Consider the following 13114-nt stretch of genomic DNA (forward strand, 5'->3'; position numbering starts at 1 on the left):
TTGTTCTGTTTTCGGGGGGCAATATTCCCTCAGAATGACAAGTCGCCCTCAGTGGTCAAGCGTCAATCGTATCCTCATCCAACTGCGCGGCATTTTCTTGGATGAAGTTGAACCGGTGTTCCGGATTTTTGCCCATCAACCGGTCGACCAAGTCGTTGACCACCGCGCGGCGTTCATATTCATGCGGCAAGGTGATGCGGATCAGCGAGCGAGATGTCGGGTCCATTGTGGTTTCTTTAAGCTGGTTCGGGTTCATTTCGCCCAAGCCCTTAAAGCGCCCGACATCCACCTTTTTGCCCTTGAATACGGTGGCTTCTAACTCGGCGCGGTGCGCGTCGTCGGCGGCGTAGACGCTTTGGCTGCCATGCGTCAGGCGATAGAGCGGCGGCCGTGCGAGGAACAGATGCCCAGCTTTCACAATTTCTGCCATTTCTTGGAAGAAAAATGTCATCAGCAAGGTCGCGATATGCGCGCCGTCAACGTCAGCATCGGTCATGATGATGATGCGTTCATAGCGCAGATTATCAGGGTTGCAGTCCTTGCGGGTGCCACAGCCCAGCGCCAGTTGCAGGTCAGCGATTTCATTGTTCGCGCGAATTTTGTCGGCGGTGGCCGAGGCGACATTTAGGATTTTACCCCGGATCGGCAGTATCGCCTGAGTCTTGCGGTTGCGCGCTTGCTTCGCGCTACCGCCGGCGCTGTCGCCTTCGACGATGAACAATTCGGTGCCTGTGGGATCATCCGAGGCGCAATCGGTCAGCTTGCCGGGCAAGCGTACCTTGCGGCCAGAGGTCGCGGTCTTGCGCTTGACCTCCCGTTCGGCCTTGCGGCGCAAGCGGTCGTCGACTTTTTCAAGGATGAAGCCCATCAACGCCTTGCCGCGCTCCATATTGTCGGCAAGATAATGGTCAAAATGATCACGCACCGCGTTTTCGACAAGACGCGTGGCTTCAGGCGAAGTCAGCCGGTCTTTGGTCTGGCTTTGGAATTGCGGGTTGCGAATGAACACCGACAACATCAATTCGGCTTCATTGAAAATATCTTCTGCCGAAATTTGCGCGGCTTTTTTCTGGCCAATCAATTCACCAAAGGCGCGCAGGCCCTTGGTCAGCGCGGCGCGTACGCCCGCTTCATGCGTGCCGCCATCTGGTGTAGGGATAGTGTTACAATACCAGCTATAGGATCCGTCCGAATATAAGGGCCAGGAAATGGCCCATTCGACGCGGCCCTGTGCATCAGGGAAATCCTGCGTCCCGGCGAAAAATTCGGTGGTGGCGCAGGCACGGGTGCCAAGCTGCTCCCGCAAATGGTCGGACAGGCCGCCCGGGAATTGAAACACGGCTTCGGCGGGCACGTCTTCGCTGGCCAGTTCGGCATCGCAGCGCCAGCGGATTTCGACACCTGCGAACAAATAAGCCTTTGACCGTGCCAGACGGAACAACCGCGCAGGTTTAAACTTGGCGTCTGCGCCGAAAATCTCTGGGTCGGGCGTAAAGGCAATTGTTGTCCCGCGCCGGTTGGGTGTTGGGCCCAATTCCTCCAACTTACCGAGTGGCAGACCTTGCGAAAAACGCTGACGGTAGAGCTGCTTGTTGCGCGCAACTTCAACCAACGTGTCTGTCGACAGCGCGTTCACTACCGAAACACCCACGCCATGCAACCCGCCGGAGGTCGCATAGGCCTTGTCGGTGAATTTACCGCCGGAGTGCAAGGTGGTAAGAATAACCTCAAGCGCCGACTTGTCTGGGAATTTGGGATGTGGATCGACAGGAATGCCCCGCCCATTGTCGGTAATGGTCAAGCGGTTACCGACACCCAAATGCACTTCGATCCGGCTGGCGTGGCCTGCAACAGCCTCATCCATTGAGTTGTCGAGCACTTCGGATGCCAGATGGTGCAACGCGCGTTCATCAATGCCGCCAATATACATGCCGGGACGACGGCGAACAGGCTCAAGCCCCTCCAACACCTCAATCGCAGAAGCGGTATAATCATTGGATGCGGCGGTGGCGGCCGCGCTGCCGCCGAACAGGTCATCGGTCATAATAATGCTATAGGCGCGGGAGAGTCGGCGGCGCAACAGCCGAACGAAACTCGTCTGTGGAAATAAACCGGATCAGCGTGTTTCCGGGGGCGTGGTCATAATGGCGAAATTGCCACTTGCCTGCGCAACCAACTTGTCATTCTGGGTGATACGGGCGGTTAAATGGGCAACGGTTCGGCCCTTATTTTCTAAAACGGTTTGGCACAGCAACAGGCCCTCCGCGACTGGCCGGAAATAGCTTATCGAGATATCAATTGTCGCGCACGCATATCCAGCATCGAGTGTCGAATAAAGCGCCGCGCCCATGCCTGTATCCGCCATTGCGTAGAGGACAGCGCCATGAACAACACCGTGCGGATTTAAATGCCGATCATCGACCGACAGCGAAAATGTGCTGCTACCGCAGCCTTGTTGATCTAATGTTAACCCGATGAGATCCGCAAATGGATGATCCATGCTCTATCTCATCGCTACCTTAACGAACCCTTGGGCCGCCAAATGGCATGGGGGGAGGAGGACGGCGTACACCGCGTGGAAGCTGCGCCTGATACGCACGGCCGCAATGTTCGACGCAATATGGGAAGCCGGGGTTTACTGGCACGCCGCAAAAATGGAAATCCGCTTCACCGGGGTGACCAAGTGGCCAGCGGCAAATGCGCTCATTCAAATCGAGCAAAGAGGTTTTATCCGCCATTTCTGGGCTTGGCTTTGCGGGCACAAGGCGGCGTGGCGGGGCAGGTGGGATGGGCGCTTGTTGATCGCCGGGGCCCTGACGCATGAAGCCGCCGGGGCCAATTGAAACGATGCGCGGCATTGCCGATGCGCGCGTTGCGGGCACTTCAGCTGCATCATCATCAGCGCGCACGGGTGCCGCTGGTTCGGCAACGGGTGCGGATGGGCGCGGACGCGCTGGCGCAGCGGCGACGGATGCTTTTGCAGGCGCAGGTGCAGCCTTTTTCGGCGCAGCTTTTTTATCAGCGTCGTTGGACTTTACAGGCGAAGGGCGCGATTTCAGGCCCAAACGGTGCGCCTTACCAATAACGGCATTGCGGCTAACGCCGCCAAGTTCGTCGGCAATCTGGCTTGCGGTCAGGCCTTTGTCCCAAAGCGCCTTTAACTGATCAATCCGCTGGTCGGTCCACGACATAAATGCAATTCCAATAACGAGTTCTATTTGCCGCCTGTATGACGCGATTGCGCCTTGCGGTTATCGTTGCAAGCCGATAGTCGATTGCGCGATGACTATCCACTATAAAAGCAATATTGGCCAAGATAGGGATGCGAACCCCCTTGTGCAACTGCCCGACGGCGAACGCCATATCCGCAATGTAAACTGGGTTGGGCTGCAAACCTTGTACATGAAAGAGGTGCGCCGCTTTTTTAAGGTGCAGCTGCAAACCTTGTGGGCCCCCTCCATTACGACTTTACTCTATCTGATTATCTTCACCGTCGCTTTGGGCTCGGTCAAGCCAACCGTGCTGGGTGTGTCTTTCGCAGATTTCATTGCGCCGGGCCTTATCATCATGGGCATGATGCAGAACGCGTTTGCGAACTCGAGCTTCTCTTTGCTGGTGGGTAAAATTCAGGGCACGATTGTGGATTATCTGATGCCACCTTTGTCCAATGCGGAGGTTTTGGCCGCGCTCACAGCGGCCGCAGTGACGCGGGCGTTTCTTGTTGGCGGGACAATATGGCTCGCGATGCTATTTTGGCCCGGTGTGCACGTTATGCCTGTGCATTATTGGGCCGTTTTGTGGTTTGGGCTGATGGGGTCCATGATGCTTGCGCTTATTGGGGTTATGACATCCATTTGGGCGGAAAAGTTTGACCATGCAGCAGCAGTCAGCAACTTCGTCGTTGCGCCTGCGGCTTTGTTGTCTGGCACATTCTATTCGGTCGATAAATTATCGCCTGTTTTTCAGGCGATTAGCCACGCTAACCCGTTTTTCTACGCGATTTCGGGTTTCCGTTATGGCTTTATCGGTAACGCAGATAGCCCGGTGATGTTTGGCGCGCTGCTTTTATTGGGCATCAATGCGGTGTTGGGGCTTTGCTGTTATCTCTTGCTGCGTTCTGGATGGAAATTACGGGCTTAAACGACGCCAAAAATATGTGTTTAAGCTGTCCTGCGGCTTAGCTGGCTGGCGTCCATGTCTGTGCCTGACAAAAGGGGCCAATGCATCCTTTGACGACCAAATTGCCTGATTTGCCCTTATAGACGATGGAGCGATAGGTTTTACCCGACTTCGGATCGTAAATCTGACCTTTCCATTCTTTGCCGTCCGACTTGAATCCCGTCAGGACATTCATACCCAATATCGTTCGGTTGCGCAGCGCCTTGTCAGGATTGTTTACGTCTTTTGCGGCTGCACCTGCTGGCGGGTTGACGAGAAACTTTACCAACTTCCCGCATAAAGCCGCGCCGCATTGGTACACTTCAACCACGCCATCCTTGCTTTGCGTGATCCAACGCCCGGAAATTGGTGCGGCGGCATGTGCCGGAACTGCCGCGCACATTACGGCGGCGATCATCCATGTTTTAGCGTGGTGCATATTTGGTCCTTTGCGTTGAAAAAGAACATAAACTGGGAATATGCAAGCTGCAATGCTTTTGCCCTTTTGCCCGTGCCATGCTAATTAGCTGGCGCATGAGTGAGATAATCCTTTTTGATTACTGGCGTTCGTCCGCAAGCTATCGTGTACGTATTGTGCTGAACCTTAAAAATGTGCCTTATACGCGTGTACCAACCAGCCTTCTGGACAATGCACAAAGGGCCCCAGATTATGTTGCGCGCAATCCGCAAGGCTTTGTTCCGATGCTGTCCATCGACGGGCATGATTTGACGCAAAGCCTGGCGATTATTGACTATCTCGATGCGGTATATCCCGCACCCGTGATGGTTTCGTCAAATCCGGCGGAGCGGGCGAAAACTTTGGCGCAGGCGTTGATTATTGCTGCCGACATACATCCCATCGATAATTTGCGTGTCCTAAGATATCTGAAGGACCAGATGGGGCAATCGCAAGAGGCTGTGGACCAATGGTACCGGCACTGGATAATCGAAGGCTTTACGGCGTTAGAGGCTATGGCCCCCGAACATGGCTTGTTCGGCGGCGACCTGCCCAATTTGGCGGATGTCTGCCTTGTCCCGCAAATGGCGAATGCCCGCCGTGTGCATACGCCGCTTGATGCCTTTCCCAAGCTATTGCGGTTGGACGCCGCGCTAACCGAGATTCCGGCCTTTGCCGCGGCGCATCCTGACCAAGTAAAGCCCGATTGATGCCAACTCAAAAACTGACACTCCGTGCGTTTCTGCCCTATCAATTATCCATTACATCGAACGCGGTCAGTGACCTTATCGCGCGCGCCTATCGCGGGAAATTTGCGCTAAAGGTCCCCGAATGGCGGGTCATGGCGCTGTTGGGCGAAAGCGATGTGGCAACGCAGCGTGAATTGGTTGCCACAACCGCGATGGATAAGGTCACCGTTAACCGCGCGTGCAAGGCATTGGAGGACCGCAGCCTGATTAGCCGTGTGCCGAACATGTTGGATGGCCGGTCACATCATTTGGCGCTTACGCCTGCAGGTCGCGATTTGTACGAACAAATTGTGCCTGAGGCGCTGGCATTAGAGGCCGAACTTGAGAAGATATTAGGCAGCGGTGAAGCGAAGTTGCTGGAGGCAATGTTGGCGCAATTGCGCAAACGGGTCGAGGAGTTGGGGTGAATTTGCGATAATTTCAATCGGTTGATATCGCGGGGCGCCCGACCTTCGCACTGGCGGTTGTGGGCATTTTACTCTCCAGGACGTCTAACCAGATTCGCGCATTTTCGCCCACGAAAACCTGCGGCCGTGATGGGGGCAGGTCCAATGCACCTTCCCATTGCCGAATGAGCCCCGTGGCTTCAACGATAGCGGCGTCAAATTTCTGTGGTTTGCGAAAGGCGTTGTTCATCAACGCGTCGCCAAAAAAGGTCCAATCATTACCGGGCGTGCAACCAAATGACGGGCGTTGCGACGATGCGGCCGTCACAATAACGGTTTGATCATTGGTGAGTAGCGGAATGAAGATACCGGAATAGCAGGCTGATAGAAGCACCATGCGGCGTTTAACACCGACACCATCCAGCAAATCGGCCAGCCGTTGTGGCGCGATCATACCGGCGGCATATTCCTTATCACGATAGGCAAGTCCCGAAACAGGATCACCATGGGTAGTAGCGAAAAGGATGAGGACATCTTCCTGTGTATTCATCTTGTCAGCAATCGCGGCCAATGCGGTAGCGAGGTTTGACGGTGACCCTTGCGGCGCGCCTGTGGCTTTATCATCGCCGCCAGTGGTTAAATATACAGTGCGACCTGCAGCCCCATAACGCCGCGCCAATATTTTGGCGGCTTCAGCAGATTCGCGCGCAAAGACCCCATCTGAATCAAGGCCAATGGAGACCACATAGGCATCAACGACTCCCGGCCTTTGCGGTTGCAGCGCATTGAGCGCTGTCGACAGCTTTTTGTGCTGCGCCAAATACCAATTTGCTGACCTGTTCTGTTCGGCAAACCAGCCGTTTTTTGCGGCTTCGACAGTATTGAAACTTTGTTGCTGGCTAAAGGCAGAGCCGGTCACGAGCAGTGAAAGCGCCATCGCTCCTGCCTGAACTAATCGCAATTTGGCGTTCTTAACTGCCATGTCCCTAAGTCTAAACGCAGAGTTGCAGTTGCCGCAACTGCAATATCGTTGCATGAAGGACAAAAGCCGGAGAAAGACTATGAAACTTGCATCATTGAAGTCAGGCCGTGACGGACATCTGGTTGTCGTTTCGGACAATCTTGCTTGGTATGCCGATGCCGCGCATATCGTTCCGACGTTGCAGGCTGCCCTTGACGATTGGGAAGAGTTTGCCCCTCGATTGCAAGCGCTCGCAACTGATCTGGAACATGCCGTCATACCGCGCGAACGTTTTCATGAACATGACGCCGCCGCACCTTTGCCGCGTGCGTATCAATGGGCGGACGGTTCGGCCTATGTCAATCATGTCGAATTGGTCCGTAAAGCGCGGGGCGCCGTTCTGCCCGAAAGTTTTTGGCATGACCCATTAATGTATCAGGGCGGTTCTGATGCATTCATGGGCGCGCGAGATGATATCCCTTTGGTTGATGAAGCATGGGGATGTGATTTGGAGGCGGAGATTGTGGTCGTGACGGGCGATGTCCCGCAAGGCACATCGGCTGCAGATGCCCTGTCTTATATCCGGCTGATTGGCCTTGTGAACGATGTGTCCTTACGCAACCTGATCCCTGCCGAGTTGGAAAAGGGTTTTGGCTTTGTCCAATCCAAACCCGCCAGCGCCTTGTCTCCCGTCTTTGTTACGCCGGACAGCCTTGGAGATTATTGGAAAGATGGAAAACTGCACCGTCCATTGAATGTCGACCTTAATGGTGTGCCATTTGGACGGGCGGTGGCTTCAGACGATTGCACTTTTGATTTTGGAACCTTGATCGCGCACCTTGCCAAGACGCGCAATATCGGGGCCGGGTCGATTATTGGTTCGGGCACAGTGTCCAACCGTGATGCCGATGGTGGACCTGGTAAACCCATCTCCGCTGGCGGCCTTGGCTATAGCTGTTTGGCCGAAGTGCGGATGGTCGAAAAAATACAGACGGGCAACATGGTAACACCATTCCTAAAGGGCGGTGACGTTGTGCGGATTGAAGTGCTCGACAAGGCCGGACACACTATTTTTGGCGCTATTGAGCAGACCGTTCGAATAAGTTGAAGGGCCTTCCGCTACCACCCCTTCAATATCTGTACCGCATATATTACGAAAGACGGCCATGCACATGTCCAACACAGCTATGAACCGACGTGCCATCCCCGCTGAAGCCGTGGAAAGCATCTGGCATGCCGCCGATCAATGGGCCATTCGCCGTATTGATTGGCAAGGGGCGAACCCACCGCGCGGGTCATTATTGTTTCTACCGGGGCGCGGTGACCATTATGAGAAATATTTGGAGACGCTGGCCTATTATGCCGATGCCGGCTGGCGCGTAACAGCGATTGATTGGCGCGGGCAAGGCGAATCCGGACGGCTATTGGCGGATCCGCATGTTGGCCATATCGATGATTTCGCAACGTGGATTGCTGACTTGCGGCATTTCTGGAATGCTTGGAAACAGGAAAAGCCAGGCCTTCATGTTGTGATGGCACACAGCATGGGTGGACAACTGGCGATGCGCGCTTTGGTGGAAAAAGCGATAGACCCTGACGCGGTCGTTTTAAGTGCGCCGATGTTGGGTATTCAGACCGGCGGCCTGCCGCTGGCCCTGAATCATGCTTTTGCAAAGCTGATGGTAAAAATTGGTAAGGGCAATGATGCCGCTTGGAAAATCAGCGAGAAGCCGATGTCGCCTATGGAAATGCGTGGCAAAATGTTGACGCATGACGATGCCCGTTACGAAGACGAAATCGCCTGGTGGAAATTGCGTCCTAATGTCAAATTAGGCCCGCCAAGCTGGCATTGGATCGAACGGGCAATTGCATCCATCCGTATGCTGGAAGCACCGGGCTTGCTGGAGGCCGTAAAAACGCCCATTTTGCTGCTCGCGACCACTGGGGACCAATTGGTTAGCACGCCGCGCGTCATCGCCGACAGTAAGCGCCTGCCACATGCCGAAATATTGATTTTTGGCAAGGAAGCCGCGCATGAATTGTTGCGGGAGGCGGATCCCGTGCGTGACCAGTGCCTCGCGCGGATCGACAGCTTTTTGGAAGCTAACGCACCGCGACCATGAGCGACTTTGACTTTGCGATTATCGGTGCCGGCATTGCCGGCGCAAGCCTTGCCGCCCAATTGTCCGCGCGGGCATCTGTAGCGTTGATTGAGGCAGAGGCGCATCCCGGTTATCATTCGACCGGCCGGTCGGCGGCATTTTGGGTCGAATGTTATGGCGGGCCAGCGGTGCAACCGCTCACCACCGCTTCGGGGCCGTTTCTGGCCGCGCCGCCTGCGGATTTTCATGACGGCCCATTGATGCACAAGCGCGGTGCGCTGCACATCGGCACATCGGAACAGACGCCGATGGCGGACAATATGCTCGCCGAATTTGCGGCCAGCGGCGTGCAGATCGATGTCAGTGACCGCGCGGCTGTAGCGGCGCGTGTTCCGGGATTACGCAGCGAATGGACGCATGGCCTTTGGGAACCAGACTGTTGCGACATTGATGTTGCCGCACTCCATGCCGCATATTTGCGCCAAGCCAAACAACAAGGCGCGGCGCTACACTGCAACAGCCGACTGAACGCCGCTAAGTGGCGAAATGGCCTCTGGCAGATTGCGGCAGGCGGCTTGAACTGCACGGCAAAAATCATCATCAACGCGGCGGGCGCATGGGCGGATGACGTGGCGCAAATGGCGCAGGTCCAGCCCCTGAACATCCAACCCTATCGCCGCACCATTGCACAATTGGTCGTGTCGCCAGACGTACCGGCGGACTTGCCCTTGGTCATTGGACTGGACGGTAGTTTCTACTTCAAGCCTGACGCAGGCGGCCGCTTATGGCTTAGTCCGCATGACGAAACGGCAACCTCGCCCTGCGACGCTGCACCAGAGGAGTTGGACGTTGCCACCGCCATTGATCGTCTGCAGACCGTTGTGGATTGGGACATTCAGCGCGTCGAACATAAATGGGCTGGGCTGCGCAGCTTCGCACCGGATCGATTGCCCGTCATCGGCCGTGATGGAGCGAATGACGCATTTTTCTGGTTCGCGGGGCAGGGCGGCTTTGGTATCCAGACCGCACCTGCCGCAGCGCAGCTTGCCGCGTCATTGCTCGATGAAGCTATCACCGCGCCGTCCAAAGTCGACGCGTATGTCTATACGCCATCGCGGTTTCGTTAACGCTGCGCCGCAATCTCCGCTGCGTCACTGGCCAGCCGATCGGCGCGTTCATTTTCCGGATGGCCACTATGCCCTTTCACCCAAATCCATTCGACCTGATGCCGGGCAGCGGCGTCGATAAGGTCACGCCATAAATCGGCGTTGCGGACGGGCTGTTTTGATGCGTTTTTCCAACCATTGCGTTGCCAGCCGTGGATCCATTTGGTGATACCATCGAGGACATATTTGCTGTCAGTGTGCAATTTGACATGGCACGGCTCGATCAGGGTTTTGAGCGCCTGAATCGCCGCGGAAAGTTCCATACGGTTGTTGGTAGTGTCGGGTTCGCCGCCCGAAATTTCTTTTTCATGCTTACCATAACGGATTACAGCGCCCCAACCGCCTGGGCCGGGGTTACCCTTGCAGGCACCATCGGTGAAAATCTCAAGCTTTTTCACGTATAATGCCCCAACATATTCTCAACATGTCTGCCATCACTGTAAAAATCCAGTCGGCGCAGGAAAGCCAGCGGATCTTTGCGCGTCACAAGCGCATTTGCCGGCGTGTTAATCCAGTCATAACACCGCGTAAGCAGGAACCGCAGGCACGCGCCGCGCAGCAATATAGGTAAAGCCTCCCGCGTTGCGGTGTCCAAGGGTAGGTAATCCGCATAACCCGAAAGCAAGCCGGCGCTCACCTCTGCATCAAAAGCGGTTCCATCATTGGAAAAGCACCATGCGCTGTGCGTTACCGCTAAGTCATAAGCGCGGACTTCCGAGCAAGCGAAGTAGAAGTCGATTAGCCCACTGACATTGTCGCCCAGCATCAGGACATTGTCCGGAAATAGATCGGCATGAATCGCCGCAACGGGCAGATCGGTTGGCCAATACGCCTCGAGATAATCACATTCGGCAAAGACCCTCGCCGAAAGACCAGTCGCGATGGATTCAAGTCCCTCAACCGTGCAGCGTGACGCCAAGGGCCGCCATGCCGAAACGCCAAGGCTATTTGGCCGCGACAAGGTAAAGTCTGCCAGCGCCTGATGCATGTGCCCCAATGCCGCGCCCGTGGAATGCGCCTGTGCCTCCGTCGGCTCCGTTACCGAAACGCCATCCAGAAATTCGATGAGGCAGGCCGGTCGACCCGCAATCGTCTGAAGCCATTGGCCATCACGATCGGTGATAAACTGTGGCACCTTGCAGCCTGCGTCGTGTAAATGTTTGAGCAAAGCATAGAAAAACGGCAGATCATCAGGATTTACGCGGTTTTCATAAAGAGTCAGGATGAAGCGACTTTGCGTGGTTTGCACGAAGAAATTGCTGTTCTCGACACCCTCTGCAATGCCCTTCAATGCGACAAGTTTGCCGACATCATAATGCGCCAGCAATGTGTCAACCTGCTGCGGCCCTAACTGGGTATAAACCGCCAAATCAGTTCGCCACGCTGGCCAGTTCGCGTGGCAGTTTGAATGTGACGGTCTCTTCTGCAGTCGTCACCTGCTGCTCATCCAAATCGAAATGCAGCGAGAGTGCGTCGATAATCTCACGCACCAAAACTTCAGGGGCCGACGCACCTGCGGTTAGGCCAAGCGTATGGACATCATCAAACCAATTGAGGCTGATATCTTCTGCGCGCTGAACCAGATAGGCAGTTGCACCGGACCGTACCGCAACTTCCACCAGACGCAGTGAGTTGGAGCTATTCGGCGCACCAATGACGAGAACAAGGTCACATTCATGCGCAATCGCTTTGACCGATTCTTGACGATTGGATGTGGCGTAACAGATATCCTCACCCTTGGGACCGACAATATTGGGGAAGCGCTGTTGAAGGATGCCCACGATTTCGGACGTATCATCGACAGACAATGTTGTTTGCGTCAAAAATGCGAGATTGTTCGGGTCTGCGGGCGCAATTGAACGCGCATCGTCAGCGGTTTCCACTAAAGTCATCGCACCAATGGGCACTTGGCCAAAGGTACCGATGACTTCGGGATGTCCTTCATGACCGACAAAAATGATGTGGCGGCCGGCTTCCACTTGTCGTTCGGCTTGCCTGTGGACTTTTGAAACCAAGGGGCAGGTCGCGTCGAAATAGGCGAGGCCGCGTTGCTGCGCATTGGCGGGTACCGATTTTGGAACCCCATGCGCGGAAAATACCACATGGCCGCCATCGGGCACTTCATCAAGCTCCTCAACAAAAACTGCGCCTTTGGCTTTTAGGCTATCGACCACATAGCGATTATGTACGATTTCATGGCGGACATAGACTGGCGCGCCATGTTGTTCGAGCGCTATCTCTACAATCTGGATGGCGCGGTCAACGCCGGCGCAAAAACCACGGGGCGCGGCTAGAAGCAGGCGGAGCGATTTTTTGGAGAGTGTTTGTTCAGTCATGCGCAATCTTCCTTAGTTAAAGTCGCTGCATCCGCCAAGACCTTTCCCCTGTTGCGCGGGCCGCAATGGGGGGATAAGGACCAATGCACGTTTCGCACCCGCGACCCAAGTATAAGAAAACCGAGGATTGCCCTTTATGAACTTCGCCGTCAAAGCCCTGACCATAGGTATTGCCGCAGCTACTTTGGCCGGTTGCTCACGCGACGGCGACCTGGATGTTGCTGCTGGTGTTGGCGTAAATGTCACGCGGTCCGGCTGCCCAACGGTTGCGGTGCCCGATGGCACGGGAGACATTACCATTTTTAACCCATCGAACAGCACGGACGCCGATGCTATCGATGTGGTTGCGGCAATCACGAATATTCGCGCTACATGCAATGAAAGTGGCGATAAAATTTTCTCGCAAGCAGCATTTGACGTGCAAGCGCGGCGCAGCGATGCGCGTGGAAGCCGGACGGTAACAATACCCTATTTTAACACGGTGGTTCAGGGCGGCAGCGCCGTTGTTGCCAAGCGCGTTGGCCAAGTCACACTGCAATTCGCCGATGGCCAGCAACGCGCATCGGCGCAGGCGCAGGCAGCGGGTTATATCGATAAGAACGCTGCTAGCCTGCCTGCAGAAATCGTGCAGAAAATCACCAAGAAGCGTAAACCGGGCGACCCCGACGCAGCGCTTGACCCCATGGCCGATCCCGAAGTGCGCGCAGCGGTTGTCCGATCAAGCTTTGAAATGCTCATCGGTTTTCAGCTGACCGAAGATCAGCTGCGTTACAATGTCACGCGTTGATCCGCGTTAATT

15 protein-coding genes are annotated in these 13114 nt (G+C 55.4%); 7 read left to right on the forward strand and 8 right to left on the reverse strand.

The features are described 5' to 3' along the window. Positions 1-55: 55 nt before the first annotated feature. The 3 genes from parE to D7D48_RS03195 all read right to left on the reverse strand — a co-directional run bounded on the left by parE (position 56) and on the right by D7D48_RS03195 (position 3191). Complete coding sequence (gene parE / locus D7D48_RS03185; RefSeq protein WP_125229911.1) at positions 56-2044, reverse strand: DNA topoisomerase IV subunit B; 1989 nt, start codon at positions 2042-2044, stop codon at positions 56-58. A gap of 72 nt (positions 2045-2116) precedes the next feature. After that, entirely contained in the window at positions 2117-2500 is a 384-nt protein-coding gene (locus tag D7D48_RS03190; RefSeq protein ID WP_125229912.1) for a PaaI family thioesterase, read from the reverse strand. Positions 2501-2519: 19 nt separating this feature from the next. Next, positions 2520-3191, reverse strand: a complete 672-nt coding sequence (locus tag D7D48_RS03195) for a GcrA family cell cycle regulator (protein WP_125229913.1) — start codon at positions 3189-3191, stop codon at positions 2520-2522. 91 nt (positions 3192-3282) lie between these two features. On the opposite strand from D7D48_RS03195, the gene D7D48_RS03205 reads away from it, so the two are divergent. Then, positions 3283-4140, forward strand: coding sequence for an ABC transporter permease (locus D7D48_RS03205; RefSeq protein WP_125229914.1), 858 nt, complete (start codon positions 3283-3285; stop codon positions 4138-4140). 37 nt (positions 4141-4177) lie between these two features. Here D7D48_RS03205 and D7D48_RS03210 read toward each other — a convergent pair whose 3' ends face one another. Then, positions 4178-4597, reverse strand: a complete 420-nt coding sequence (locus tag D7D48_RS03210; protein WP_125229915.1) for a DUF2147 domain-containing protein — start codon at positions 4595-4597, stop codon at positions 4178-4180. 95 nt (positions 4598-4692) lie between these two features. On the opposite strand from D7D48_RS03210, the gene maiA reads away from it, so the two are divergent. Together maiA and D7D48_RS03220 are read left to right on the forward strand one after the other, a co-directional pair. Next, the gene (maiA, locus tag D7D48_RS03215) at positions 4693-5325 is read left to right on the forward strand and encodes a maleylacetoacetate isomerase (RefSeq protein WP_125229916.1); all 633 of its coding nucleotides are present in this window, start codon (positions 4693-4695) and stop codon (positions 5323-5325) included. Next, positions 5325-5771, forward strand: coding sequence for a MarR family winged helix-turn-helix transcriptional regulator (locus tag D7D48_RS03220; protein WP_125229917.1), 447 nt, complete (start codon positions 5325-5327; stop codon positions 5769-5771). The genes maiA and D7D48_RS03220 overlap by 1 nt, the downstream gene beginning before the upstream one ends. 13 nt (positions 5772-5784) lie before the next feature. On the opposite strand, the gene D7D48_RS03225 is transcribed toward D7D48_RS03220, so the two are convergent. Next, the gene (locus D7D48_RS03225) at positions 5785-6732 is read right to left on the reverse strand and encodes a C13 family peptidase (protein ID WP_185739768.1); all 948 of its coding nucleotides are present in this window, start codon (positions 6730-6732) and stop codon (positions 5785-5787) included. 79 nt (positions 6733-6811) lie between these two features. On the opposite strand from D7D48_RS03225, the gene D7D48_RS03230 reads away from it, so the two are divergent. From D7D48_RS03230 to D7D48_RS03240, 3 genes are all read left to right on the forward strand, one after another. After that, on the forward strand, positions 6812-7819 hold the full coding sequence (locus D7D48_RS03230; protein WP_125229919.1) for a fumarylacetoacetate hydrolase family protein: 1008 nt from the start codon (positions 6812-6814) through the stop codon (positions 7817-7819). 64 nt (positions 7820-7883) lie between these two features. Next, the gene (locus D7D48_RS03235; protein WP_125229920.1) at positions 7884-8834 is read left to right on the forward strand and encodes an alpha/beta fold hydrolase; all 951 of its coding nucleotides are present in this window, start codon (positions 7884-7886) and stop codon (positions 8832-8834) included. Beyond that, a complete protein-coding gene (locus tag D7D48_RS03240) occupies positions 8831-9940 on the forward strand; it encodes an NAD(P)/FAD-dependent oxidoreductase (RefSeq protein WP_125229921.1) in 1110 nt (369 codons plus the stop codon). The genes D7D48_RS03235 and D7D48_RS03240 overlap by 4 nt, the downstream gene beginning before the upstream one ends. Here D7D48_RS03240 and rnhA read toward each other — a convergent pair. The 3 genes from rnhA to ispH are packed head-to-tail and all read right to left on the reverse strand — an operon-like array spanning position 9937 to position 12315. After that, positions 9937-10377: a ribonuclease HI gene (gene rnhA, locus D7D48_RS03245; RefSeq protein ID WP_125229922.1), complete on the reverse strand. Its 441-nt coding sequence runs from the start codon at positions 10375-10377 to the stop codon at positions 9937-9939. The two genes, D7D48_RS03240 and rnhA, sit on opposite strands and share 4 nt — an antisense overlap. After that, on the reverse strand, positions 10374-11348 hold the full coding sequence (gene thrB / locus D7D48_RS03250) for a homoserine kinase (protein ID WP_125229923.1): 975 nt from the start codon (positions 11346-11348) through the stop codon (positions 10374-10376). The genes rnhA and thrB overlap by 4 nt, the downstream gene beginning before the upstream one ends. 1 nt (position 11349) lies before the next feature. Beyond that, positions 11350-12315: a 4-hydroxy-3-methylbut-2-enyl diphosphate reductase gene (ispH, locus tag D7D48_RS03255; protein ID WP_125229924.1), complete on the reverse strand. Its 966-nt coding sequence runs from the start codon at positions 12313-12315 to the stop codon at positions 11350-11352. A gap of 136 nt (positions 12316-12451) precedes the next feature. Here ispH and D7D48_RS03260 point away from each other — a divergent pair, with 136 nt between their 5' ends. Further along, positions 12452-13102 (forward strand): hypothetical protein, encoded by a 651-nt coding sequence (locus D7D48_RS03260; protein ID WP_245964321.1) that lies wholly within the window; start codon positions 12452-12454, stop codon positions 13100-13102. Positions 13103-13114: the final 12 nt, after the last annotated feature.

Origin of the sequence: Sphingorhabdus wooponensis (genome assembly GCF_003933235.1) — a bacterium.
GTDB lineage: Bacteria > Pseudomonadota > Alphaproteobacteria > Sphingomonadales > Sphingomonadaceae > Sphingorhabdus_B > Sphingorhabdus_B wooponensis.

Bases quoted from the DNA above. Each gene is read 5' to 3' on its own strand.
- D7D48_RS03225 (WP_185739768.1), bottom strand. From the start codon at position 6,732: ATGGCAGTTAAGAACGCCAAATTGCGATTAGTTCAGGCAGGAGCGATG.
- D7D48_RS03260 (WP_245964321.1), top strand. From the start codon at position 12,452: ATGAACTTCGCCGTCAAAGCCCTGACCATAGGTATTGCCGCAGCTACT.
- D7D48_RS03190 (WP_125229912.1), bottom strand. From the start codon at position 2,500: ATGGATCATCCATTTGCGGATCTCATCGGGTTAACATTAGATCAACAA.
- D7D48_RS03230 (WP_125229919.1), top strand. From the start codon at position 6,812: ATGAAACTTGCATCATTGAAGTCAGGCCGTGACGGACATCTGGTTGTC.
- D7D48_RS03240 (WP_125229921.1), top strand. From the start codon at position 8,831: ATGAGCGACTTTGACTTTGCGATTATCGGTGCCGGCATTGCCGGCGCA.
- maiA (WP_125229916.1), top strand. From the start codon at position 4,693: ATGAGTGAGATAATCCTTTTTGATTACTGGCGTTCGTCCGCAAGCTAT.
- D7D48_RS03205 (WP_125229914.1), top strand. From the start codon at position 3,283: ATGACTATCCACTATAAAAGCAATATTGGCCAAGATAGGGATGCGAAC.
- D7D48_RS03210 (WP_125229915.1), bottom strand. From the start codon at position 4,597: ATGCACCACGCTAAAACATGGATGATCGCCGCCGTAATGTGCGCGGCA.
- D7D48_RS03235 (WP_125229920.1), top strand. From the start codon at position 7,884: ATGTCCAACACAGCTATGAACCGACGTGCCATCCCCGCTGAAGCCGTG.
- parE (WP_125229911.1), bottom strand. From the start codon at position 2,044: ATGACCGATGACCTGTTCGGCGGCAGCGCGGCCGCCACCGCCGCATCC.
- D7D48_RS03195 (WP_125229913.1), bottom strand. From the start codon at position 3,191: ATGTCGTGGACCGACCAGCGGATTGATCAGTTAAAGGCGCTTTGGGAC.
- ispH (WP_125229924.1), bottom strand. From the start codon at position 12,315: ATGACTGAACAAACACTCTCCAAAAAATCGCTCCGCCTGCTTCTAGCC.
- D7D48_RS03220 (WP_125229917.1), top strand. From the start codon at position 5,325: ATGCCAACTCAAAAACTGACACTCCGTGCGTTTCTGCCCTATCAATTA.